General features: G+C 73.8%; 16 protein-coding genes, 2 tRNA genes and 2 pseudogenes. 10 read left to right on the top strand and 10 right to left on the bottom strand.

What is annotated here, in order from left to right:
- Window positions 1–75: 75 nt before the first annotated feature.
- Together ABT093_RS35950 and ABT093_RS35945 are read left to right on the top strand one after the other, a co-directional pair.
- Window positions 76–705 (top strand): HAD family hydrolase, encoded by a 630-nt coding sequence (locus tag ABT093_RS35950; protein WP_350571483.1) that lies wholly within the window; start codon window positions 76–78, stop codon window positions 703–705.
- 74 nt (window positions 706–779) lie between these two features.
- Window positions 780–1,964, top strand: a complete 1,185-nt coding sequence (locus ABT093_RS35945) for a helix-turn-helix domain-containing protein (protein ID WP_350571482.1) — start codon at window positions 780–782, stop codon at window positions 1,962–1,964.
- Window positions 1,965–2,558: 594 nt separating this feature from the next.
- On the opposite strand, the gene ABT093_RS35940 is transcribed toward ABT093_RS35945, so the two are convergent.
- Window positions 2,559–3,173 carry a GntR family transcriptional regulator gene (locus ABT093_RS35940; protein WP_350571480.1) on the bottom strand — a complete coding sequence of 205 codons (615 nt, stop codon included), beginning with the start codon at window positions 3,171–3,173 and terminating at the stop codon, window positions 2,559–2,561.
- A 494-nt stretch (window positions 3,174–3,667) separates the two neighbouring features.
- On the opposite strand from ABT093_RS35940, the pseudogene ABT093_RS35935 reads away from it, so the two are divergent.
- Together ABT093_RS35935 and lepB are read left to right on the top strand one after the other, a co-directional pair.
- Window positions 3,668–3,778 (top strand): annotated as a pseudogene (locus tag ABT093_RS35935) (chorismate mutase); the annotation flags it as partial.
- 130 nt (window positions 3,779–3,908) lie between these two features.
- Window positions 3,909–4,715: a signal peptidase I gene (gene lepB / locus ABT093_RS35930; protein WP_350571479.1), complete on the top strand. Its 807-nt coding sequence runs from the start codon at window positions 3,909–3,911 to the stop codon at window positions 4,713–4,715.
- A 115-nt stretch (window positions 4,716–4,830) separates the two neighbouring features.
- Here the strand turns inward: lepB and ABT093_RS35925 are convergent, their stop codons facing one another.
- From ABT093_RS35925 to ABT093_RS35915, 3 genes are all read right to left on the bottom strand, one after another.
- The gene (locus ABT093_RS35925) at window positions 4,831–5,979 is read right to left on the bottom strand and encodes an EamA family transporter (protein ID WP_350571477.1); all 1,149 of its coding nucleotides are present in this window, start codon (window positions 5,977–5,979) and stop codon (window positions 4,831–4,833) included.
- A 182-nt stretch (window positions 5,980–6,161) separates the two neighbouring features.
- Window positions 6,162–8,606 carry a transglycosylase domain-containing protein gene (locus ABT093_RS35920; protein ID WP_350571476.1) on the bottom strand — a complete coding sequence of 815 codons (2,445 nt, stop codon included), beginning with the start codon at window positions 8,604–8,606 and terminating at the stop codon, window positions 6,162–6,164.
- A 366-nt stretch (window positions 8,607–8,972) separates the two neighbouring features.
- A tRNA-Lys gene (locus tag ABT093_RS35915) sits at window positions 8,973–9,046 on the bottom strand.
- Window positions 9,047–9,170: 124 nt separating this feature from the next.
- Here ABT093_RS35915 and ABT093_RS35910 point away from each other — a divergent pair.
- A complete protein-coding gene (locus tag ABT093_RS35910; protein WP_350571474.1) occupies window positions 9,171–10,073 on the top strand; it encodes a DUF998 domain-containing protein in 903 nt (300 codons plus the stop codon).
- Window positions 10,070–10,963 (top strand): alpha/beta fold hydrolase, encoded by an 894-nt coding sequence (locus ABT093_RS35905; RefSeq protein ID WP_350571473.1) that lies wholly within the window; start codon window positions 10,070–10,072, stop codon window positions 10,961–10,963. The genes ABT093_RS35910 and ABT093_RS35905 overlap by 4 nt, the downstream gene beginning before the upstream one ends.
- Window positions 10,964–11,041: 78 nt before the next feature.
- Here ABT093_RS35905 and ABT093_RS35900 read toward each other — a convergent pair.
- The 5 genes from ABT093_RS35900 to ABT093_RS35880 all read right to left on the bottom strand — a co-directional run bounded on the left by ABT093_RS35900 (window position 11,042) and on the right by ABT093_RS35880 (window position 16,132).
- Window positions 11,042–11,115, bottom strand: a tRNA-Lys gene (locus ABT093_RS35900).
- 87 nt (window positions 11,116–11,202) lie between these two features.
- The gene (locus tag ABT093_RS35895; RefSeq protein ID WP_350571471.1) at window positions 11,203–11,961 is read right to left on the bottom strand and encodes a bestrophin-like domain; all 759 of its coding nucleotides are present in this window, start codon (window positions 11,959–11,961) and stop codon (window positions 11,203–11,205) included.
- 79 nt (window positions 11,962–12,040) lie between these two features.
- The gene (locus tag ABT093_RS35890) at window positions 12,041–14,140 is read right to left on the bottom strand and encodes a dipeptide ABC transporter ATP-binding protein (protein ID WP_350571470.1); all 2,100 of its coding nucleotides are present in this window, start codon (window positions 14,138–14,140) and stop codon (window positions 12,041–12,043) included.
- A complete protein-coding gene (locus ABT093_RS35885) occupies window positions 14,137–15,132 on the bottom strand; it encodes an ABC transporter permease (protein WP_502884389.1) in 996 nt (331 codons plus the stop codon). The genes ABT093_RS35890 and ABT093_RS35885 overlap by 4 nt, the downstream gene beginning before the upstream one ends.
- Before the next feature lie 16 nt (window positions 15,133–15,148).
- Window positions 15,149–16,132, bottom strand: coding sequence for an ABC transporter permease (locus ABT093_RS35880; RefSeq protein WP_350571469.1), 984 nt, complete (start codon window positions 16,130–16,132; stop codon window positions 15,149–15,151).
- A 387-nt stretch (window positions 16,133–16,519) separates the two neighbouring features.
- Between ABT093_RS35880 and ABT093_RS35875 the strand changes: the two genes are divergently transcribed.
- Both ABT093_RS35875 and ABT093_RS35870 read left to right on the top strand, forming a co-directional pair.
- Window positions 16,520–18,226 (top strand): ABC transporter family substrate-binding protein, encoded by a 1,707-nt coding sequence (locus ABT093_RS35875; RefSeq protein WP_350571468.1) that lies wholly within the window; start codon window positions 16,520–16,522, stop codon window positions 18,224–18,226.
- Window positions 18,227–18,648: 422 nt separating this feature from the next.
- Window positions 18,649–19,857 (top strand): low temperature requirement protein A, encoded by a 1,209-nt coding sequence (locus tag ABT093_RS35870; protein ID WP_350571466.1) that lies wholly within the window; start codon window positions 18,649–18,651, stop codon window positions 19,855–19,857.
- Window positions 19,858–20,228: 371 nt separating this feature from the next.
- On the opposite strand, the pseudogene ABT093_RS35865 reads toward ABT093_RS35870, so the two are convergent.
- A pseudogene (locus ABT093_RS35865) lies at window positions 20,229–21,035 on the bottom strand (LysR family transcriptional regulator); the annotation flags it as partial.
- A 280-nt stretch (window positions 21,036–21,315) separates the two neighbouring features.
- Between ABT093_RS35865 and snpA (ABT093_RS35860) the strand changes: the two are divergent.
- Window positions 21,316–21,963 (top strand): snapalysin, encoded by a 648-nt coding sequence (gene snpA, locus ABT093_RS35860; RefSeq protein ID WP_350571465.1) that lies wholly within the window; start codon window positions 21,316–21,318, stop codon window positions 21,961–21,963.
- A gap of 232 nt (window positions 21,964–22,195) precedes the next feature.
- Window positions 22,196–22,825, top strand: coding sequence for a snapalysin (gene snpA / locus ABT093_RS35855; protein WP_350571463.1), 630 nt, complete (start codon window positions 22,196–22,198; stop codon window positions 22,823–22,825).
- Window positions 22,826–22,965 lie beyond the last annotated feature (140 nt).

Below are 22,965 nucleotides of genomic sequence, written 5' to 3'. Positions count from 1 at the left end.
GGTATCGGGGCGGTCGGCAGTGTGCGGACGATGTGACAAATCTGTGACACGACGGCCCCCCGATAGGCTCGGGCCATGGCGAGATCCGTGGTGTTCGACATCGGCGAGACCCTGACCTCCGACACCCGCTACTGGGCAGACTGGGCGCGCTGGCTCGACGTCCCGCAGCACACCCTGTCGGCGCTGGTCGGCATCGTGGTGGCCCAAGGGCGGGACAATGCGGATGCGGTCAGGATCCTGCGACCGGGCATCGACGTGGCCGCAGAGTGGCGGGCCCGGCAGGCCGCCGGGCAGGGCGACCAGCTCGACGAGTCGGACCTCTACCCGGATGTACGTCCGGCGCTGGCCCGACTGCGGGAGGCCGGGCTGTGGGTGGGCATCGCAGGGAACCAGAACGCGGACGTCAGCCGTCTCCTGGGCATCCTCGGCCTGCCGGCCGACGCGATCGCCACCTCCGGCGAGTGGGGCGTCGCGAAGCCCGCACCCGCCTTCTTCGAGCGGGTGCTCGCCTGGGCACCGGGCGAACCGCAGGAGATCGTCTACGTCGGCGACCACCCCGTTAATGACGTGGCGCCAGCGCGGGCCGCTGGCCTGCGGACAGCCCACCTCCGCCGCGGACCAATCGGCCTGACCACCACAGCACCGGACGCGGACTGGACAGTCGACTCGCTCGACCAACTGGCCGATCTGCTGATCGGCCAGTAGCAGCATCACCTCCCCGGCGTGGCTGTCCCCGCGATCACCTGCGCGCGGCGGGCGGCGCCGGTAGCGTCCGAGGCATGCCTGCGCCCTCAGCGACCTCCCTCGGCCTGCGCCTCGAAACCGCTCGTGCCGCGGCCCGCCTGTCCCGCCGCGAGCTGGCCGAGCGCTCGGGCGTCTCACCCAGCATGCTCCAGAAGATCGGCGACGGCCGTCGAACTCCGAGCGACCAGGCGCTCGGAGCGATCGCCACCGCACTGGGAACCACCCCGGAGGAACTGCTGTCCGGCCCAGCCCGGACCGACAGCCGGGTGCACCAGACAATCCCCGAGCTGCGGCGGGCCATCGCGGTGTACGACCTGCCCGAGGACGGGCCAGTGCGGCCGCTCGCACAGATCGCTGCCGACGTCGCCACGGCGGTCGACGACCGGGTGCAGTCCCAGTACGTACGCCTCGGCGACCAGATGCCGAGCCTCCTCGACGAGCTGTTCCGCGCGGTCGACCAGGCACGCGGACGCCAGCGCGAAGAGGCAGCCCGGCTGCTGGCCCTCGCGGCACGGTCGGCTGACGCGGTGGCCTACAAGTATGACTACCGCGACCTCTCAGCCAGGCTCGTCGAGCTGATGCGCTGGTCAGCCGGCCTTGCCGACGACCCCGCGCTCACCGCGGCGGCAGCCTACGTACGGATGGAGGTCTACTTCGCGTCCCGGCAACTCGGCCCAGGACTGCGGTCGCTTCGGAGGGCGCTCGACCAGATGCCGGCGCCGACCACGGAGCGGTTGGCTGCTGCGGCGGCTGCCCTGCACATGCGGGCCGCCGTCGCGGCCGGGCGCATGCAATCCGCCGACGACGCCCGCGCCCACCTGCGCGAGGCCGAGGCGCTGGCGAGCCGGGTGCGGGAGCGGCTCTACGACGGCACCGCGGTAGGTCCGGACAGCCTGGAGATCCACCGCCTGTCGGTGGCCGTAGAGCTGGGTGAGGAGGCCGACCTCCAAGAGGCAGTCGCCGCCGCGACGCGGTGGGCCCCGCCCCGGACCCTGCCAGCGGAGCGCCGCTCGCACTACTACATCGACCTGGCCCGGGCGCAGGTGCAGCTCGGACGGCCGCAGCATGCCGCCGAATCTCTACTGGTCGCGCGGCAGATCGCACCCCTCCATGTGCGGGAGCACGGGCAGGTACGGACGGCGCTGGCCACGATGGTCCGGCTGACACGGGGCCGGGACGAGCGCATCCTCGCACTCGCACGGTGGGCGAAGGCGGTCTGATCTTTAGCACAGCTTGTGCTAACTCCGGGGGTGGCCGGCGGGGATCGTAGAGGTCGTGACGGAGATATCCGGCCGTCCGGACGAGATCGACCCGGGGTCCATCAGCCCTGCACGCCTCCACGGGGAGGCGTGCATCGACTGCGGGGATCCGGGGCCGCCTCTCGTGCCGGCCGGCTACGTGCACACGGCGACCGGGCCGGGCATGGCCCCTCTGGGCTGGGCTGTCCGTGCGCACCCCACCTGCCCGAGCGCCCTTATGGAGGAGCAGTGACTTCGCCTACCCCACCCCTGGTCATCACCGATCCCCTGCCGCCGCTGCCGGACATCGTCGGGCCCACGCCACCAGCGCTCCCCCCGACCACACAAGACGACGACCGGTGAGCGCCGCCGGCGGTGCCCCGGTGCGGACGACGGGCACGTGCGTGTCCTGCGGGGCGCGAGAAGTCGAGGGCGCCCTGGTAAAGACGGTCGACGAACGGGTGGAGCTGGTGCGTCACTGCGACAGCCCACCCCGGCATCAGGGCGATCGGCCGCGGCGCCATCAGCGGGTCCGGTGACTCCCTGGCCGGCGCCCGGCGGGGCATCGGCCAGGGCCTACCGCAGGCGCACTCGCCACCGGTCGGCGGGCAGCACCATGTCCGCGGTCTCGACCGGTCGGCCGGTGCTGCTGTACCGGGTGCGCTGGATCAGCCAGGCCGGCATGCCTCCCGGCAGCCCCAGGTGCTCGCCCTCGGCGGACGTCAGGTGGTGCAGCACGACCTCGGCCTCAGCGCGGGCCCACTGCTTGGGCCGGGCGCCAGACCACCAGGTGGTGATGAGGTGGCTCGGCCGGAGATCCGGGTCGAGCAGTTCCTCACGGTGCCAGCGGACGAGGGCGCGCTCAGGTACGCCAAGCCGGACGGCGAGGTCTGCATCGGCCCGCCGACTGCCGGCCGCACCTTCACCGCGGGGGTGAGGCCAGTCTCCGTCTACGGAGAGGAGTGTGCGCACAGCAGGAGGATGCGCCACCCAGAGGCGCGCACGTGCCCTTCCCTCAAGAACACCCACCTGCCGGAGCACTGCCATGCCGCGGCGCGCCTCGGCGATGGTGACGTCGAGCTCTGCGGCTAAGTCGGCCTGGGAAGGGAGTTGGTGTCCGGCCGGCCACTCGCCGCTGAGGATCCGCCGGCGGATCTCGGCGGCGACGCGCTGGTACGGCGCGGGCTGCATGTTCGTCCCTGGGAGCGGCGTGCTGGCGTAAGGCACCACGCTAGAGACCGCCTCTGATCTGCGTTAACGCAGATCTGGACAGGTCCCTGCACGCACGGCCATGATCAAAGGGGAAGTGATCAATCGCTCAAACCGAACATGCATGCGAAACTTGGCGCGGCCAAGGTTCGCGCACGCAAGTTCACCTCCAACCGGAGAGGCGACTTTCCCTCACGGACTGCATCGGGACAGGTGAACCGACCCCCCACTGCCCGATGCCGGAGAGCCCCCACCCGTTTCGACGGGTGGGGGCGTTTCGTTTCCTGACCTGCAAGGACGCCAAGATCATTTGGGAGATAATTTGGGGATGATCTTGAGAATTCCGGCGCCATCCAAGCTGTAGCCAAAGCGCCGTGAAACGTCGCACCCGGGTTGCGCTGGGCCAGTCTTGCCCTTCTGACCAGCGAGAACATGGGCTGTTCTGCTGGTCAGTGATGTTCTTGCGGAACCGCCCAAAGCTTCTCAACTTCATCATCGCCGAGGTCATCCGCCACCACGAGGCCATCGCGAGCGACGCCGTGACCGGCGGCGCGACCGGCGGTGTGACGGGTGGCGCCCGCGCCTGACGGCCCGCCCCGCCGACGGGTCCCGCGGGGCCGGCGGGATGTCTGGTGCGGGTAAACGACCGATTTCGCCTGGCTCCCCGGTTGGCGTAGCGTGCAGGTTCCCCCGCAGCCGGAGAGTGGAGCAGCGACGATGGCGGTGAACCTGCCCGATACGCACGGCGGCGAGGCCGGGGCCGGGCCCGCCGCCCCGGTCGGGGGCCGGGCCGAGGCCCGGCGGGCGCGCCGCGCCGCCGAGGGCCGCCGGAGCGGGTCGCCGAAGAAGGCGCGCAAGTCCGGTCCCCGCAAGTCCGGCCGCCGGCCGCGGCCGTGGTGGATCGAGATCCCGGCGATGGCGGCGGTCGGCCTGGTGGTCGCCCTGCTGATCAAGACCTGTCTGTTCCAGGTGTTCACCATCCCCTCCGGTTCGATGGAGAACACCCTGCGGATCGGTGACCGGGTCGCCGTGAACAAGCTCGCCCCGCTGACCGGCTGGGAGCCGGAGCGGGGCCAGCCGGTGGTGTTCAAGGACCCGGGGGAGTGGCTGCCGCCGCAGCCGACCGGCGGGAACCCCGTCACCAACGCGCTGGGCTCGGTGCTCTCCTTCGTCGGCCTGGTGCCGCCCAAGGACGACAACTACCTGGTCAAGCGGGTCATCGCGACGGGCGGGCAGACCGTCCAGTGTTCGGGCACCACGCTGACCGTCGACGGCGCCGCGGTCGACGAGCCGTACCTGCACCCCGGGAACGACTCCTGCGCCGGGATGGACTTCGGTCCGGTGACGGTGCCGCAGGGCTACGTCTGGGTCGAGGGCGACCACCGCAGCGACTCCGCGGACTCGCGCTACCACCAGCACGGCCCCGGCGGCGGGGCCGTGCCGGTGGAGAACGTGGTCGGCCCGGTGTCGGCCGTCGTCTGGCCGCTCGGCCACCTCGACTGGTTCGGCTGGGTCGGCCGCTGACCCCGCCCGGGGCGACGCGCCTCGGCCCGTACCCCGTTCCCGGCGCTGCTCCCGGGTTCCGGGCGCCGTTCCCAGCGCGGTTACTGCTGCCGTACTGCCGCCGTTCCTGGCGTCGTTACTGCCGCCGCCCCTGCTCCCGGCCCCGGTGGGCCTCGGCGCCGCCGGCCCGGGCGGGTCGCTTGCCGAGCGCCGTCGCCCCGGCCGGGACCGCCACCGGACGCGGGCCCTCGGCCTCCGCCTGCACGCCCACCGCCTCCGCCTGCACGCCCACTGCCTCCGGCGGCAGGCCCGCCGCCTGCACGCTCACCGCCGGGGCCGGTCCGGACGCCGCCGCCCCGGTGGGCTTGCTCGCCTGGGCGGCGAACGCCCCGGCCAGCACCAGCAGGCCGCCGGCCGTCTGCGGCACGCCGAGGTGCTCGCCCAGCAGCACCCAGGCCAGCGCGGTGGCCACGACGGCCTCCAGGTTGGCCACCACTCCGGCGACCGGCGGCGACAGGTGCTGGACGGCGACGACGCCGGTCAGATAGGCGAGCACGGTCGCGACCAGGACCATCCAGGCCGCCGGGAGCAGCGCGGGCAGGGAGTGCCCGTTCATCACCACGTCCCCGCCGAGCTTGCCCCAGTCCGCCTCCCACGGGCGGGTCAGCGCGGTGAGCACGACCGAGCCGATCAGCAGGCCGTACGCGCTGACGGCGACCGGGTCGATCGGGCGCTCGCCCCGGCGGCCGGCGTCGGCGAGCACGAAGTATCCGACCTGGCAGCAGGCCGCCCCCAGGGCGAACAGCACGCCGAGGGCGTCGAAGCTCAGCCCGTTCCAGACCTCGACCACGCAGGCGAGGCCGGCGACCGCGACGCCCGCGCCGATCGCCGCGCCCCGGCTGATCGGCCGGCGCTGGACGAACCGTACGTAGCCGAGGAGCAGCGGCGGGCCGAGGTACTCGATCAGCAGGGCGACGCCGACCGGTATCCGGGAGATCGCCGCGAAGTAGCAGGCCTGGACGCCGGCCACGGCGAGCAGGCCGAAGCCGATCAGCAGACCCGGGCGTTGCCGGACGGCCGCGCGGTGGCGGTAGGCCAGCGGCAGCAGGACGACGGCGGCGCCGGTGACCCGGAGCCAGACCACGTGGACGGGGGAGAGCCCTGCCTCGATCAGCGGTTTGGCCGCGGTGCCGGAGCCACCGAAGGCGAACGCGGAGACCAGGGCGAGGGTGAGACCGAGGGTCCGGCCGGAGAAACGGCCGGTCAGGGGCTTGGAGCTGTACACCGACGAATTGTGACAGCCGGACCGGAGATTGGTAAGGGGTCATTCCATCATTTGGTCCTGCACGGTCCCGTGCGGGCGCTCACCCGTGCGCGGGACCGCCTGCTCACCCGTGCGCGGGACCGCCCGCCCACCCGTGCGCGGGACCGAACCGACCGCCCGCCTGCCCGATCGCCGCGTGCTCGCTATCCGCCGGATCCGGTCCCGGCCCCGGTGCCCGCGTCCGTCCCGCTGCCGCCGGACCCGGAGCCCGACCCCGACCCCGACCCCGAGCCACCGGTTCCCCCGGTCGGCTGCGGCGGCGTGGTCGGCCCGGTGGTGGGAGCGGTGGTCGGCTGCGGCGGCCTGGTCGGCTTGGTGCTCGGCTGCGGTGTCGACGGCTGGGTCGGCGCGGTGCCCGACCCGCCGGAACCGGAACCGGACCCGGACCCGGACCCGCCCGAACCGGAGCCGCCCGAACCGGAGCCGCCCGACCCGGAACCGCCGGACCCCGAGCCCGACCCGCCCGCGCCGCCCGGGGGCTGCGGGGCGGTGGTCGGCCCGGACGAGGGCGCCGTGGACGGCGCCGAGCCCGTGTCGCCGGAAGAGCCGGAACCGCCCTGGCCGCCCTGGGAGGACGGCCCGCCGGACGGCGTCGCCGACCCGTCGGGGGTGCTCGACGGCGTGTTCGAGGGACCGGAGGAGGCACCGGAGCCCGAGGAGCCCGAGGAGCCCGAGCCGCTGCGCGCGGAGTCGTCCGCACCCGAGGGAGCGGGGAAGTCGGCGACCGGCTGGCCCTTCAGGGCGGCCTTCATGTATGTGGTCCAGATCTTCGCGGGGTACTGGCCGCCCGCCGCGCCGTCGATCCCGCCGGTGCCGCTCAGGCTGACCTGCGCGCCGGTGGCCGGGTCCTGACCGAACAGCGCGACCGAGGTGACCAGCTCCGGGGTGTACCCGACGAACCAGACCGACTTCTGGTCGTCCGTCGTACCGGTCTTGCCCGCCGCCGGCCGGCCCAGCTCCTTCGCGCGCCAGCCGGTGCCGCCCTGGTTGCTCACCACGCCCTGGAGCATCGAGGTGACCTCGCGCGCGGTCTGCTCGCTGATCGCCTGGGTGGTCTTGTGCGCGGGCAGCTCGACCGGCTCGCCCTCGCGGTCGACCGACTGCACCAGCCACGGGGTGATCTGCTTGCCGCCGTTGTCCAGCGTGGCGTACACGCCCGCCAGGTCGAGCACGCTCGGGGTGGCGGTGCCCAGCGGGATCGACGGCACCGGGTCCAGCCCGGGGGTGTTGCTGGGCAGGCCGAGCGCGATCGCGGTCTCCCGCACCTTGGCCAGCCCGGTGTCCTGGGCGAGCTGGGCGAAGGCCGAGTTCACCGACCAGTCGGTGGCCTGCTGCAGGGTGATCTGGCCGTAGCTCTTGTCGCCCTCGTTCGGCGGCGCGTACGGGGTGCCCTTCCCGCCGCGGACCTTGCGGCCGCTGGTGCCGTCGTAGACGGTGCGCGGGGTGATGGTCTGGCCGGACTGGGTCTTGGCGTCGTTCTCCAGCGCCGCGGCCAGCGCGATCGCCTTGAAGGTCGAGCCCGCCTGGTAGTCCCGCCGGGTCGCGTTGTCGACGTAGTGCTTGGTGTAGTCGACGCCGCCGTACAGGGCGACCACGGCACCGGTCTTCGGGTCCACGGAGACGGCGCCGGGCTGGGCGGCGGCGTCCTTCTTCCGCTTCTCCGGGTTGAGGGTGTCGTGCAGCTGGGCCTGGACGGCGCCTTCGAGGGCCTGCTGGCGGGCCGGGTCGACGGTCAGCCTGATCGTGTAGCCGCCCTTGGCCAGCTCCGACTCGCTGATGATCTGGTTGGTGGTGAGGTACTCGGTCGCGGCGTTGACCAGGTAGCCGGCCTGACCGGAGAGCCCGAGCTGCGCCTGGGGGCCCCTGACCTCGGGGAACGTGGTGGCGGCCCGCTCCTCGGCGGAGAGCCAGCCCTCCTTCACCATGCCGTCGAGCACGTAGTTCCAGCGGTTGACGGCGTTCTGCTTGCCCGCCGGGGTCGCGGTGGCGACGTCGTAGGCGCTCGGGGCGTTCAGCAGCGCGGCCAGGTAGGCGCCCTGGGCGGCGTTGAGCTCGGAGGCGTCGACGCCGAAGTACTGCTGCGCGGCGGCCTGGATGCCGTACGCGCCGCGCCCGTAGTAGGAGGTGTTGAGGTAGCTGGCGAGGATCTCGTCCTTGCTCTCGGTGGCGTCCACCTTGATCGCGATGAAGAGTTCCTTCACCTTGCGGCTGATCGACTGCTTCTGGCTCAGGTACGTGTTCTTCACGTACTGCTGGGTGATCGTGGAGCCGCCCTGGGTGCCCTCGCCCTTGGCGGTGTTGACGGCGGCGCGGACCAGACCGGGTATGTTGACGGCGCCCTCGTTGTAGAAGTTGCGGTCCTCGGCGGCCAGTGTGGCGTGCTGCGCGGCGGGGGAGACCTTGTCCAGTGCCACGTTCTGCCGGTTGGTCTGGCCGGTCCGGGCGATCACCGAGCCGTCCTGGTAGAGCCAGTTGTTGCTCTGCGCGGTCGCGGCGGCGTGCGCGTCCGGCACCTTCACCAGGGCGATGCCGAGGGCGAAGAGGCCGACCCCGAGCAGCAGCGCGGTCGCGAAGCCGATCAGGGTCATCCGCCAGGTGGGTATCAGTCTGCGCCAGCCGGTGCGCCGGGTCCTGCGGGGCCGACGGGCCTTCGGTCTGCGGGTGCGCTGCGCGCCGCTCAGGGCGATACGGGACAAAGCGGCGGCCTTTCTGCGGGCGGGCGGCTGAGCGGGCGGCGGGACGCATGGCGGTGCCGTGCCGGCTCGCTCAGACGGGATCGTCGGCGGTCGGGGACCTTTGTCCCTTTTCCGGTTTACAGCCCAGAACGCGCCGAAGGTACCGGTTGGCTCCGCGGCGACGGGAAGCGAGACCGACATCACACACAAATCGGACGTCAATGGGCAGCGAAAAGCCGGGGAGCCCCTCGCTGTGTACGAGAGGCTCCCCGGTGTCGGTGCGCCGCCAGGGACTCGAACCCCGGACCCGCTGATTAAGAGTCAGCTGCTCTAACCAACTGAGCTAGCGGCGCCTGCTGACGGGGAAAACAATACACGCTTCCGGGGGGTGCCTCGAACCGCGCGCGGCGTCACCGGGGCGGAGCTGTCCGTTTCCTCCTGGTTGGGGAGGGGTTTATGGCCGGTTAGGGTGGAATCGTGCCCAGCTCCCACCCCGGTGGCGCCCGTGCGGTCGCCGTCCTGTTGCTGCTCAGCGCGGTCGCGTACACCGCGTGGGTGCTGGAGGTCGTGCTCAGCACCGGGCTCGACCCGGTCCAGGCGTACATCAGCGAGCTGGCCGCCGAGGACCAGCCGCTGGGCGGCCTCTTCCGGGCCACCGACCTGGTCGCCGGCCTCGCGGTGCTGGCGGCCGCCGTCCTCGCCCTGACCACGTTCCACGGCCCGGCCCGCGTCCGTGCCCGCCTCGGAGTCTCCGCCCGCCTCGGAGCCGGCGCCGGAGCCTCCGCCCGCCTCGGAGCCCGCGCCGGAGCCCGCGCCCGCTTCGGCCACGGCGGCCGGAGCCGCTGGGCGGTGGCCGGATGGGCCGCCCTCGCGCTGTTCGGCGCGGCCACCGCCGCCGACTCCCGGCTGCCGCTGAGCTGCGCGCCCACCAGTGACGAGATGTGCGCCGCCCGCGAGACCGCCGGCCTCGTCCCCGCCACCCACACCGCCCACGCCGTGACCAGCAGCCTGGCCATGCTCGGGGCGCTCGGCGGGCTGATCGCGCTCACCGTCGCCGCCCGGCGCCACGGCTGGTGGCCGCCGGTGCGCCGGTACGGGCCGTGGCTGCTGGGCGCCGAACTGCTCGCCACCGGGTGGAGCCTGGGCGCGATCGCCGCCTTCGAGGCGGGCCGCGGCACCTGGGCGCTGGGGGCCGGTCAGCGCCTCCAGGTCCTGCTCGTCGCGCTCTGGCTGGCGCTGCTCGCGGCCGCCCTGCGCCCCGGCGCCACCGCCGGGGAGATCCGCCCCGCCGCCCCTTCGTCCGCCACCGTCCCCACGCCCACCGTCCCCACGCCCGCCGCCGCCGAGGCCCGGCGGGCCGAGCGGCGGGACCCGGTATGACCGGTGCCCGCCCCGCCCTCCCGTCCGGCGCCGGCCGGGCCGTCTTCCTGCGGATCGACGGCACCCCGCTGCACGTCCGCGCCGAGGGCCGGGGCCCGGCCTGCCTGCTCACCGGGGGACTCGGCAGCAGTTGGTTCGACTGGGACCTCGTCGTCCCCTTCCTCACCCCGTACCGCACCGTGGTCCGCTTCGACCGCCCCGGCTACGGTCTGAGCGCGCCCGAGCCGGCCGACCGGCCGCCGCCGACCGCCGCCGGCGAGGCGCACCGGATCCGGGCCGTGCTGGACGCGCTCGGCCTGCCCGGTCCGTGCACGGTGGCCGGGCACTCGCTCGCCGCCTTCCACGTCGAGGCCTTCGCCCGGCTGTACCCGGCGCGCACGGCCGGTCTGGTCCTGCTGGACGGCAGCGTGGAGGCCGATCCGCGCCCGCTCCCGGCCCCGGGCCTGCGCGATCTCGCGGCGCGCGCCGCCGCCGGGGCGGCCACCGCCGTCGCCGTGCCCTACCTGCTCGGTCCCACCGTGCGCCGGCTGGCCGCGCGGGCCACCACGGTACGGCGCGAGGACCTCGCCCCCGCGCCGCTGGTCCGGCACTGCTACCGCACCGGGCGCTCCCTGCGGGCGCTGCTCCGGGAGAACGCCCGCTACCTGGACGCGGCCGCCGAACTGGCCGGACTGCGCCGCACCGTCCCGCTGCCCGCGGGCCTTCCGGTCACCGTGCTCGCCGCCGACGACGGCCTGCGCGGCCGCCGGACCGAGCAGTGGCTGGCCGCCCAGCGCGACCTGGCCGCGCTGCTCGGCGCCGAGTACCGCCGTACGGCCCCGGCGGGGCACCTGCTGATGTTCGACCGCCCGGACGCGGTGGCCTCGGCGGTCCTGGACACGGTCCGCTGAGGGCCGAAGACGCTCCGCCCCGGTCGCGGGGAACGCCGAAGGCCCCCTCGCTGCTGCGAGGGGGCCTTCGGCCGTCGGTGCGCCGCCAGGGACTCGAACCCCGGACCCGCTGATTAAGAGTCAGCTGCTCTAACCAACTGAGCTAGCGGCGCCTGCTGACCTGGAAGACATTACACGCAGTCGGACCGTTCCGCCGAATCGCCACCGATCGGCTACCGAGGGTGACGGACGGGTCGATCTCAGCGGCTCGCCGGGAGCCGGTTCAGGAAGACCTGGAAGGCATCGGGCCGGACGGCGTTCACGCCGTCGAAGGGGTAGTTCATCTCCTTGATCACGATCAGCACCACGCAGATCATCGCGGTCATGGTCAGCGCCATCGTGAGGTGCAGCCGGACGCTGGAGGTGCCGAACGCGAAGGCGAAGCCGACGGTCAGCACCGCGCCGGCGATCAGCGGGATCCAGAGCAGTGGCGGCACCGCGTCCTGGACCTGGTTGAGCCGGCCGCGGCGTTCGGTGGCCAGGCCCTCGACGTGCTGGAGCGCGTTCTGGAACTGCGCCTGCTGGCGGAAGTCGAGGGGCTGCAGGGCATTGGTGGTGTCACGGATCCGGTACACCAGTTCGGTCATGTTCGGGTCGGTGCGGTGATCGGCCATCAGGTGCCACTCGTCGTCGACGACGGTGTGCGCGTACTGGAGGGTGAGATTGGTCAGCTCGATCCCCGCGGGGCTGTCGAACTGACGGGACGTCCAGTAGAGGCCGGCCAGCTGGTCGGCCTCCCGGAACGTGGTGGCCCGGGCGGCGTCGGCGGCCTCCCAGACGACGATCACCACGAAGGCGAGCAGGACGGCGTAGAGGACGCCGACCATGGCGAAGATGGCCGCCGTCACATCGTTGTGCGGCTTTCGGTCCTCGGCGGACACGAAGCGGGGCAGCAGCAGGAGCAGCACGGTGACGATGGCCATCGAGCCGAACAGGATCGTCAGGTTGGACCAGGTCATAGCAGCAGTTGTCGCACGGCCGCCGGGGGCCTGCCAGGCAGGTGTCCGCCGTTCGGAGGCGCCCGGCCGGGCGGTTCCCTCACCCCTCGGGGAAGTGGCAGGCGGCCTGGTGGTCCGTGCCCGCCGGGCCGGCCGCCGTGAGCGGTGGCGCCTCGTCCGCGCAGCGCCCGCGCGCCGCCGCGTCGAGCCCCGGGTGGACCGGACAGCGGGCCCGGAACGGGCAGCCGGCGTGCCGGACGGTGGGGGAGGGCGGGTCGCCGGCCAGCAGGACGCGGGTGCGGGCGCGTTCGGCGGCCGGGTCCGGCCGCGGGACGGCGGAGAGCAGGGCGCGGGTGTAGGGGTGCCGGGGGCGGTCGAAGACGGCGGACACCTCGCCCTGCTCGACCGTCCGCCCCAGGTACATGACGCTGACCCGGTCGGCGAGGTGCCGGATCACCGAGAGGTCGTGCGAGACGAAGAGATAGGAGAGGCCCAGCTCCGCCTTGAGCGACTGGAGCAGGTTGAGCACCCCGGCCTGGATCGAGACGTCCAGCGCGGAGACCGGCTCGTCGAGCACCAGCAGCCGGGGGCGGACGGCCAGCGCGCGGGCGATCGAGATCCGCTGCCGCTGCCCGCCGGAGAACTGGTGCGGGTAGCGCACCGCGTGCGCCGGGTCGAGGCCCACCTGGCGCAGCAGCGCGGGGACCCGGCGGGCGATCTCGTCCTTCGCGGCGCGCTGGGCGCGCAGCGGTTCGGCGACGATGTCGCCGACCGGCATCCGGGGGTCGAGGCTGGCCATCGGATCCTGGAAGACGATCTGCAGGTCCGACCGCATCCGGTGGGCCTCGGCGCGGGAGAGTCCGGCGGTGTCCCGGCCGAGCAGCTCGATCCGGCCGGACTCTGGGGCGGCGAGGCGCAGCAGTTCGAACAGGGTGGTGGACTTGCCGGAGCCGGACTCGCCGACCAGGCCGAGCGTCTCGCCCTCCCGGATCGACAGCTCCACGCCGTCCACGGCGTGGACCGAGCCGATCCGGCGCTTGAGGACGGTGCCCTTGAGCAGCGGGAAGGTCTTGGTGAGCCCGTGGACCTCCAGGACCGGCGGGCGCCGCTCCCGGGGCACCGGCGGGCCGGCCGGCGCCGGGAGCTCGGGCACCGGGTACACCTCGCCGGGCGCCGGCCGCCGTTCGGCGAGCTCGCCGGCCCGGACGCAGGCGGCCAGGTGGCCGGCGGCGCCGGCCAGCGGCGGTTCCGCCGTGCGGCAGCGGTCCTCCGCCAGCGGGCAGCGGGCGGCGAACGGGCAGCCGTCCGGCAGCCCGGCCATCGGCGCGGGCGTGCCGGGGATCGGGACCAGCGGTCCGCGCCGCCCGTCCAGCCGGGGGACGGCGCCGATCAGGCCGAGCGTGTACGGGTGGCGCGGCGCGGCGAACAGTTCGTCGACGCTCGCCGTCTCGACGACCCGCCCCGCGTACATCACGGCGACCCGGTCAGCCATCCCGGCGATCACCCCGAGGTCGTGGCTGACCAGGACGAGCGCGGCTCCGGTCTCCCGGCGGGCGGTGCGCAGCACGTCGAGCACCTGCGCCTGGATGGTGACGTCGAGGGCGGTGGTGGGTTCGTCGGCGAGCAGCACGTCGGGGTCGTTGGCGACGGCCATGGCGATCATGGCGCGCTGGCGCATGCCGCCGGAGAACTCGTGCGGGAAGCTGTCCAGGGCGCGACCGGGGGCCGGGATGCCGACCAGGTCGAGCAGTTCGGCGGCGCGCCGGCGGGCGGCGGTCCGGTCCAGGCCGGGGCGGTGGATGCGCAGTGCCTCGACGAGCTGGTCGCCGATCCGGTGGACGGGGGTGAAGGCGGAGAGCGGGTCCTGGAAGACCATGGCGATCCGCCGGCCGCGCACGGCGGCCAGTTCGCGCCCGGGCAGGCCGACCAGTTCGCGGCCGTCCAGCCGGACCGAGCCGCGCACGCGGGCGGTGCCGGGCAGCAGGCCGAGGACGGCCAGCGCGGTGACGGACTTGCCGGAGCCGGACTCGCCGACGATGCCGAGGGTCTCGCCCCGGCGCAGGGCGAGGTCGACGCCGCGCACGGCGGGGACGGGGGCGGCGCCGCGCGGGCCGGTGAAGTCGACCCGCAGGTCGCGCACGTCCAGCAGCGGGGTGCCGGCGGCGGTGGTCGCGGTGGCGGCCGCGGCGGTGCTGGTCACGCGCGGGTCCTCTTCCTCGGGGCGTGGTCGGGGGCGCCGTCACGGGTGCGGGCGGGGAAACGGGTGCGGGCGCGGCGGGGCCGGCGGGCGGCCTCGGCCGTGGGGTCGAGGGCGTCGCGCAGCCCGTCGCCGATCAGGTTGACGGCCAGCACGAAGAGCACCAGCAGCCCGGCGGCGAAGTAGAACAGCCAGGGGAAGACCGGGGCCTCGCTGGTGCCGGCGGCGAGCAGGGTGCCGAGCGAGACGTCCGGTGCCCTGACGCCGAAGCCGAAGTAGGACAGCGCGGTCTCGCTCATCACGGCGCCGCCGACCGCGATGGTGGCGTCGATGATGAGGAAGGAGGCGACGTTCGGCAGCACGTGCCGGGTGATGACGCGCAGCGGGTGGACGCCCATGAACCGCGCGGCGCGGACGAACTCCCGCTCGCGCAGCGAGACCGTCATCGAGCGGACCACCCGGGCGGTGATCATCCAGTTGAACAGGGCGAGCAGGAGCACGAAGGCGAGCCAGCCCGCGCCCTTCAGCCGGGGCGAGACGATGGTGATGACCAGGAAGCCGGGGAAGACCAGCATGAGGTCGACCAGGAACATCAGCAGCCGGTCCGTCCAGCCGCCGAAGTAGCCGGCGCAGGCGCCCACCAGGGAGGCCAGCACGGTCGAGAACAGCGCCACCAGCAGGCCGATGACCAGCGACTTCTGCAGGCCGCGGAGGGTCTGCGCGAAGACGTCCTGGCCGATCCCGTTAGTGCCGAACCAGTGGGTGGTGGAGGGCGGTTGGCGCAGCGCGCCGTAGTCGGGGGTGGCGTAGTCCCAGGGGATCAGGTGCGGGCCGGCGAAGGCCAGCAGGAACAGCAGCAGGACGACGGCGGCGCCGAACACCGCCTGGCGGGCGGCGAGCAGGCGGGCGAGGACGATCCGGCCCCGCCCGGTCGGGCCGGGTGCGGCCGGGCCGGGGGAGACGGGCTCGGCGGGGCCGGTGATCGCGGCGGTCACGGGGTTCCTCCTCGGGTCAGGAGCGCACGCGCGGATCGAGCGCGGCGTGCAGGGTGTCGGCGAGGAAGCCGGAGGCGAGCACCACGACCGCCGCGAACAGGTTGACCGCGACGACCGCGTTGACGTCCTGCTCGTTGACGGACTGGATGAACCACTCGCCCATGCCGTGCCAGCCGAAGATGGTCTCGGTGAAGGCGGCACCGGTGAAGATGCCGAGGAAGCTGTAGGCGAACATCGTCGACATCGGGATGACCGCCGTCCGCAGCCCGTGCCTGACCAGTGCCCGGCCCCGGGTGAGGCCCTTCGCCTCGGCGGTGCGCAGGTAGTCGGAGCCGAGCACGTCGAGCATGGTGCCGCGCTGGTAGCGGCTGTAGGTGGCGAGGCCGCCGAGCGCCAGCGAGAGGGTGGGCAGCAGCAGGTGCAGCGCCCAGTCGGCGAGGTGCGCGCCGAGGCCGCCGGTGAGGCCGGGCGTCTCGTACCCGGTGAAGGGGACGACCTCGTGGCCGACGGCGTTCTTGGCGGCGATGGCGCCGTTCTTGAGGAAGAGCGCGACCAGGAAGACCGGGGTGGAGAGCAGGACGAAGGACAGGACGGTCAGCAGCCGGTCGGAGAGCCGGTACTGGCGCACCGCGCTCCACGCCCCGGCGGCGACGCCGAGCACCATGCCGAGCAGGCTGCCGACCAGCAGCAGCCGCAGCGAGACCCAGATCCGGCGGCGGAAGTCGTCCATCACGGGGGTGTCGTGGATGGTGCGGCCGAGGTCGCCGTGCAGCAGCAGGCCGCCGGCCCAGCGGCCGAACCGCTGGACGACCGGGGTGTGGTCGTTCAGGTTGAGGTCGGTGAGCTGGCGCTCGACGGAGGCGGCGGCCGGGCGGGGCACCTTGGCCTCGAAGTAGGCGCGCGGCTGCAGGGCGGCGCCGGCCAGCGCGTACGCCAGGAAGACGGCGGCGACCAGCAGGACGGCGTAGTAGGCGAGCCGCTTGGTCAGGTAGCGGAGCATCAGCGGTCGCCCGGGGTGGGGGCGGGGCCGACGCGTCTGGTGGGCATCGGAGGCGGCCTTCGGGTCGAGGGTGAGGGTCCCGAGGAGAGGACGGGGTCGGGCGGGGGCGGGGCCCGGGGAGCCGGGTCGCGCGGTCACGCGGTCGCGGTTCTTGACCGTGGTCAGGAAAACTCAGCTCAGAGTGTGGCACCGGTGCGCGGCCGCGGTGTTGCGGCCGTGTTGCGCCCGGTTTCGTTTGGACCAGGTGTCAACTCGACCCCTTGGTACTCGCTCTGATCGGCTGTTACGTTCTGTCCCCGGCGCCGACTTGGCTGCCCACGATCAAGCGCCGCCACACCTCGCGGCGCTCGCCTCTCACCGACCGCCGGACATCACGGGGGGACCCTCATGGACGCTTCCGCCACACCCGCGCGCCGACTCGGCCGCGCCGCCGCCCTCGCCCTCGCCGTCGCCCTGGCGGCCACCGCGTGCAGTTCGGGCGGCGGCGGTTCGGCGGACCAGGCGGTCAGGAGCGAGGCGCCCGGGCAGGGGTCCATCGACATCAACGCCAAGCCCCTGGACCAGGTCCGCGACGGCGGCGAGGTCCGCTTCCCGCTCTACCAGTGGATCACCCAGTGGAACCCGTTCCAGGTGGACGGCCGCTACGGCGACGCGGTCGAGATCATGCGCACGCTGGAGCCGAGCCTCTTCACCACCGACGAGACCGGCACCTTCAAGCCGGTCGCGGACTACCTGGTGGACGCCAAGGTCACCTCCAGCTCGCCGCAGGTGATCACCTACAAGCTGAACCCCAAGGCCAAGTGGTCGGACGGCAAGCCGTTGGGCTACCTCGACTTCAAGGCCGACTGGGAGGCGACCAACGGGAAGAAGGAGGGCTACAACATCGCCGACTCGGCGGGCTACGAGCTGATCTCCGCCGTCGAGCAGGGCGCCGACCCGTCCGAGGTCAAGGTGACCTTCTCCGAGCCGTACGCCGACTGGCAGAACCTGTTCCGCCCGCTGATCCCGGCGGCCGGGATCGCCACCGCCGAGGACTTCAACAAGGGCTGGGTGGAGCGGATCCCGATCACCGCCGGCCCGCTGAAGGTCGGCACCGCCGACAAGACCGCCCAGACCCTCACACTCGTCCCGGACCCGAACTGGTGGGGCGCCAAGCCGAAGGCGGAGAAGATCACCTTCCGGGTGATGGCGCAGTCGGCGACCACCCAGGCCTTCCTCAACAACGAGATCGACTTCGCCGCGGCCGGCACCGCCACCGCGTACGGGCAGCTCAAGGACGCCAAGGACGCGGTGATCCGTTCCGCCAGCCCGTGGGACGAGGTGCACATCTCCTTCGGCGGCGGCGGTCCGCTGGCCGACGTGAAGGTCCGCCGGGCGCTCGGCAAGGCCCTGGACCGGGGCGCGCTCGTCAAGATCGCCAACAACGGGGTGCCGGTGGAGTTCAAGCCGCTCGGCAACCACATCTTCATGCCCAACCAGAACGGCTACCGGGACAACTCCGGCGAGTGGGCGAAGTTCGACCTGGCCGCGGCCCGGAAGCTGCTGGACGAGGCCGGCTGGAAGGAGGCCGACAGCGGCCGTCCCCGCACCAAGGACGGTCAGCCGCTGACCCTGCACTGGGTGCTCAACGAGTCCACCCCGCAGGCCCAGGTGGACCTCGCCACCGCCGCCCAGGCGATGTGGCTGGCGGCCGGCGTCAAGGTGGAGATCGACAAGGTCGCGGCCAACGACTTCTTCACCAAGTACGTCAACCCCGGCAAGTGGGACATCGCCAGCTGGCGCAACACCGACTCGTTCCCGCTCTCCAGCAGCCTGACCAACTTCCGGCTGCCGCAGGGCGACAACGTCTTCGGCAACTACTCCAAGCTGGGCAGCGAGGAGATCGACGGCCTGCTGAAGAAGGCGGCCGGCACGATCGACCCGGTGGAGGCCGCGAAGCTCTACAACCAGGCGGACGCGAAGATCTGGGAGCTCGGCCACACCTTCGAGCTGTACCAGCGGCCGACCGTGGTCGCGGCCCGCAAGGGGCTCGCCAACTACGGCGCGTTCGGCCTGGCGAGCACGGACTACGCCAAGGTCGGCTGGGAGAAGTAGCCGCGAGGGCGACCCCCGCCGGAGGGGCGACCGTACGGCGGGCGCTGGCGAGCAGCGCGGTGATCACGAGGCCGGTGGCGCGGACACGGGGGGACCGGCACCGCCGCCCCCGCTGTCCCGCCACCCGCCTTGACCTTCCGCGATGCCCGCAGGCCACCCGTGCCGCGGGGACCGTCCCCGGGCCCCGTCCGCTCCGAACCGGGGACGAATCTAGCGGGCGGTCCGGGCCCCGGGGCCGTACGGCACGGGCGCGCCCGGAAACCCGCCGTGCTGTCACCCGGTTCGCGCACCTGGGCGTCAACTGGCGCTGACGAACGGGCTGTCGGGCGCGCCGGGCCGGGCGCCGGTGCGTGCGCGGCGCCCGGCCCGCTGCCAGGATGCGGCGGGTACAGCCCGCCCGTCCGGAGCCCGGAGACCCGTCGATGAGCAGCGATTCCGCCCCCGTGCCGGGCCGGCGCCGGCCCGGTCCGCGCCCCGCCGATCCGCGCCCGGTGCGCCGGATGGTCCCGCGCAGCAGGAACGAGCCGCACCGGGTGGCCACCCCGCTGGAGCTCTTCTTCGACCTCTGCTTCGTGGTCGCCGTCGGCCAGGCCGGACGGGAACTCGCCCACGACCTCGCGGACGGCCACTGGGGCGATGGCCTCACCGGCTACCTCTTCGCCTTCTTCGCCATCTGGTGGGCGTGGATGAACTTCACCTGGTTCGCCTCCGCCTACGACTGCGACGACGTCCCGTACCGGGTGACCACGCTGGTCCAGATCGCCGGTGTGCTGGTCCTCGCGGCCGGGGTGCCGCGGCTCTTCGCCGACCGGGACATCGTGCTGGTGGTGCTCGGCTACGTGGTGATGCGCCTCGCCATGGTCACCCAGTGGCTGCGCGCGGCGGCGGCCGAGGAGGGGGCGGCCCGCGGGGTGGCGGTGCGCTACGCCGTCGGGATCACGCTCTGCCAGATCGGCTGGGGCGTGGTGCTGCTGCTGCCGCACGACGTCCGGACGGTGGTGATCCCGTTCGGGATCCTGGCCGAGCTGGCCGTGCCCGCGATCGCCGAGCTGCGGCTGTCGACCCCCTGGCACCCGCACCACATCGCCGAGCGGTACGGCCTGTTCACGCTGATCGTGCTCGGCGAGACGGTGGCGGCGGCGACCGTGGCGGTGCAGTCCGCGGTGGACGAGCACGAGGGCCTCGGCCGGCTGCTGCCGGTCGCGGCCGGCGGTCTGCTGATCTGTTTCTCGGCCTGGTGGATCTACTTCGCCCGGCCGGTCCACGAGCACCTGCGGTCCAACCGCCAGGGCTTCCTCTGGGGGTACGGCCACTACCTGGTCTTCGGCGCGGCGGCGGCGATCGGCGCCGGACTGGAGGTGGCGGTCGAATCGGCCGTGCACAAGGCGCACGTCTCCGAGACGGCCGCCACCGCGACGGTGACCGTGCCGACCGCGCTCTACCTGCTCACCGTCTGGGGGCTGCACGCCCGGTACGCCAAGACCGGCCCGTTTCAGCTGTCGCTGCTGCCGGCGGCCTCGGTGGCGGTGCTCGCCTGTACGGCGGCGGGCGGCGCCGGTGTCCTCGCGGCGGGCCTGGTGACGGCGGTCACGGTGGCGGCCGGGGTGGCGCTGCACGCCAGGGAGCGCTGAGCGAGGGCCGCCGGACGGTGCTGCGGTGCGCCCTCCCGCGGCTGCCCGTCGCGGGGGTGCTCCTCGTCCCGGCCGTCGGCCCCGTACGGCGGGCCCGTGCCGTTCACCGGCGCTGTCCCGTTGACCGGGGCTGTCCCGTGCGCCGGTGCCGTTCCGTGCGCCGGTGCCGTCCCGTTCGGCCCGCCCCGCGCCGGCTGCCCGTGCGCGCGCGGCGGGTCCGGCGGGGCCGGCCCCAGCAGGCCGCGCAGCACCTCGTCGTGCCCGGCGAGCCAGGCCCGGTACGCCGGGCTGGCCTGGGCGAGGTCCAGGTAGGCCGCCCGCAGCTCCTCGTACAGCGCCTCGCGGGCCGGCGGGCCGAGCGCGCGCGGACGCCAGACCAGCAGCAGCCGCACGGCCAGCGGGTCGCCGTGCAGCCGGCGCGCCACGGTGCCCGGCCCGGGCACGGAGGTCGGCTGGCAGGGGCGGACCGCCTCCCCGGAGGCGACCAGTTCGGCGGCGGTGGCGTTGTCCCGCACCTGGACCACCCGGGGGTTGAGCCCGGCGGCCCGGAACACCCGGCGCATCGCGGCGTACTCGTGGTCGGCGGTCGGGTCCACCATCCAGGTGTCCTCGGCGAGTTCGGCCAGCCGGACGGACGGCCGGGCGGCCGCCGGATGGCCGGCCGCGAGCGCGACGAACTGCGGCTCGCGGGCGAGCAGCACCCGGTGCTCGGCGTCCGGGGGCAGCCGCAGCGGGAAGCCCTCGCTCTCGTGCACGAACGCGACGTCCAGCTGGTCGGCGGCGATCATCCGCAGCAGGGCGTTGGCCGAGATGTCGATCTGGATGGTGGTGTCGGTCTCCGGCAGCCGCTCGTGCAGCCGGCGCAGCCAGGCGGCCACCGCGCGGCTGCCGACGCTGCCGATCCGCAGCCGCCGGGCACGCTCGCCACCGGCCGTCTCCCGGGCCTCCTGACGGGCGGCGGCCACCAGCGCCGCCATCTCGGCGATCACCGGCCTGGCCCGGGACAGCACGGAGTGGCCGAGCGCGGTCGGCCGGCTGCCGGTCTGCTCCCGGGTGAACAGCGTTCCGCCGACGGCCCGTTCGATGCGGTGCAGCTGGGTGGTGAGCGACGGCTGGGTCATGCCGAGCTGCAGCGCTGCCTTGCGGAGGCTTCCGGTGTCGGCGATCGCGCACAGCACCCGCAGGTGTCTCACGTCGAGCTCCACATCGGGGAGCGTAACGGCCGAAACGGGATGACGCCAGGGACATGACAGGCTGTCGGGCCGATGGACGGCTCCGGGGCGGCGCGGGTGCGGGAAGCGCCGGGGCGGCGCGGTGATTGGTCCGGGCTATCGCCGGTTGACATCATCCGCCGGGCCGCCGGCCTGGCCGAAGCTCTGGGGGCAGCACAAGCATTCATCCGATGCCCGCGGCCCGGCCCCCACCGTCCGCGGCGCACTCGCGAATCGGAGCCCCCACATGAACCGTCTGCCGCGCATGCTCTCCGCCGCGCTCGGACTGGCGCTGGCCGCGGGAACGGCCGCGCTGCCGGCCGCCGCCACCGCCGCCCCGGTGGCCGCCCCCGACGCCGGCGCCGCCCGCCACTACACCCCGGGCACCGCCGCGAAGGGCGCGGGCAAGGCCGACGACCGGGCGTTCTTCGAGGCCGTGATGAGGTCCGCGCGGGCCAAGCAGGCCGCCACCCCGTACCTGCTGGCCGTGACCGTGACCTACGACGCGAGCAACGCGCCGTCGTTCGCCTCGGAGATAGCCCGCAGCGCGCAGATCTGGAACGGTTCGGTCGCCAACGTCCGGCTCCAGGAGGGCTCCGACGCCGACTTCGCCTACTACGAGGGCGACGACCCGGCCAACGGCTCCTACGCCAGCACCGACGGCCACGGCCGCGGCTACATCTTCCTCGACTACACCCAGAACCAGGAGTACTCCTCGGTGCGCGTGACCGCGCACGAGACCGGGCACGTGCTGGGCCTGCCCGACCACTACACCGGTCCGTGCAGCGAGCTGATGTCCGGCGGCGGCCCGGGCCCGTCGTGCACCAACGCGTACCCGAACGGCACCGAGCGCAGCCGCGTCAACTCCCTGTGGCGGTACGGCCTGGCCGGCTGATCCGGCCCCCTGACGGTCCGCCTCTCCGGCGGCCCCCGGCGCGCCCCGGCCGGACGACCCCTCCGGCCGGCCGTGCGCACGTCCACCCGCACCACCGCGGCGCCCGCACCCCGCACCACCGCGGCACGGCCTCACCGCCGTACCGCCCCGCCGCCGCATCCCCACCCGGTTCCAACCCCCAACCCCCAACCCCCAACCCCCACCCCTCGACCCGTGACGGGAGCCCCCCCACATGAACCGTGTCTCGCGCACCTTCTCCGCCGCCGTCGGCCTGGCGCTCGCCGCCGGCCTGGCCGCCCTGCCGACCACCGCCTCCGCCGCGCCGGCCCAGGGCTACACGCCGTCCGCCTCCACCTACGCCGGCTCGGCCGCCGAGGACGCCAACAACCAGGCGTTCTTCGAGGCCGTGATGAAGTCCGCGCGGGCCAAGCAGGCCGCCAACCCCTTCCTGCTGGCCGTCACCGTGACCTACGACGCCAGCAGCGCGCCCACGTTCCGCAACCAGATAGCCCAGAGCGCGCAGATCTGGAACGGCTCGGTCGCCAACGTGCAGCTGCGGTCCGGTACGGCCGCCGACTTCCGCTACTACGAGGGCAACGACTCCCGCGGCTCCTACGCCAGCACCGACGGCCACGGCCGCGGCTACATCTTCCTCGACTACGCGCAGAACCGGCAGTACAACTCGGTGCGCGTCACGGCCCACGAGACCGGCCACGTGCTCGGCCTGCCGGACCACTACTCGGGCCCGTGCAGCGAGCTGATGTCCGGCGGCGGCCCCGGCACCTCCTGCACCAACGCGTACCCGAACACCACCGAGCGCAGCCGGGTCAACACCCTCTGGCGGAACGGCCTGGCCGGCTGATCCTCCCGCACCGCAGTGGACGGCCCGGTCGCCGGAACCCCGGCGACCGGGCCGCCCCCCCTGCGGTGCCCCCCCGCGCGGCGCCCCCCGGCCCGGCCGGCGGGGGGGGCCCCCCCCGGTCACCCCCCCCCCCCCGCGCG

Origin of the sequence: Kitasatospora sp. NPDC002551 (genome assembly GCF_040296005.1) — a bacterium.
Taxonomy (GTDB): domain Bacteria; phylum Actinomycetota; class Actinomycetes; order Streptomycetales; family Streptomycetaceae; genus Kitasatospora.
This window is presented reverse-complemented; position numbering and strand designations above follow the sequence as displayed.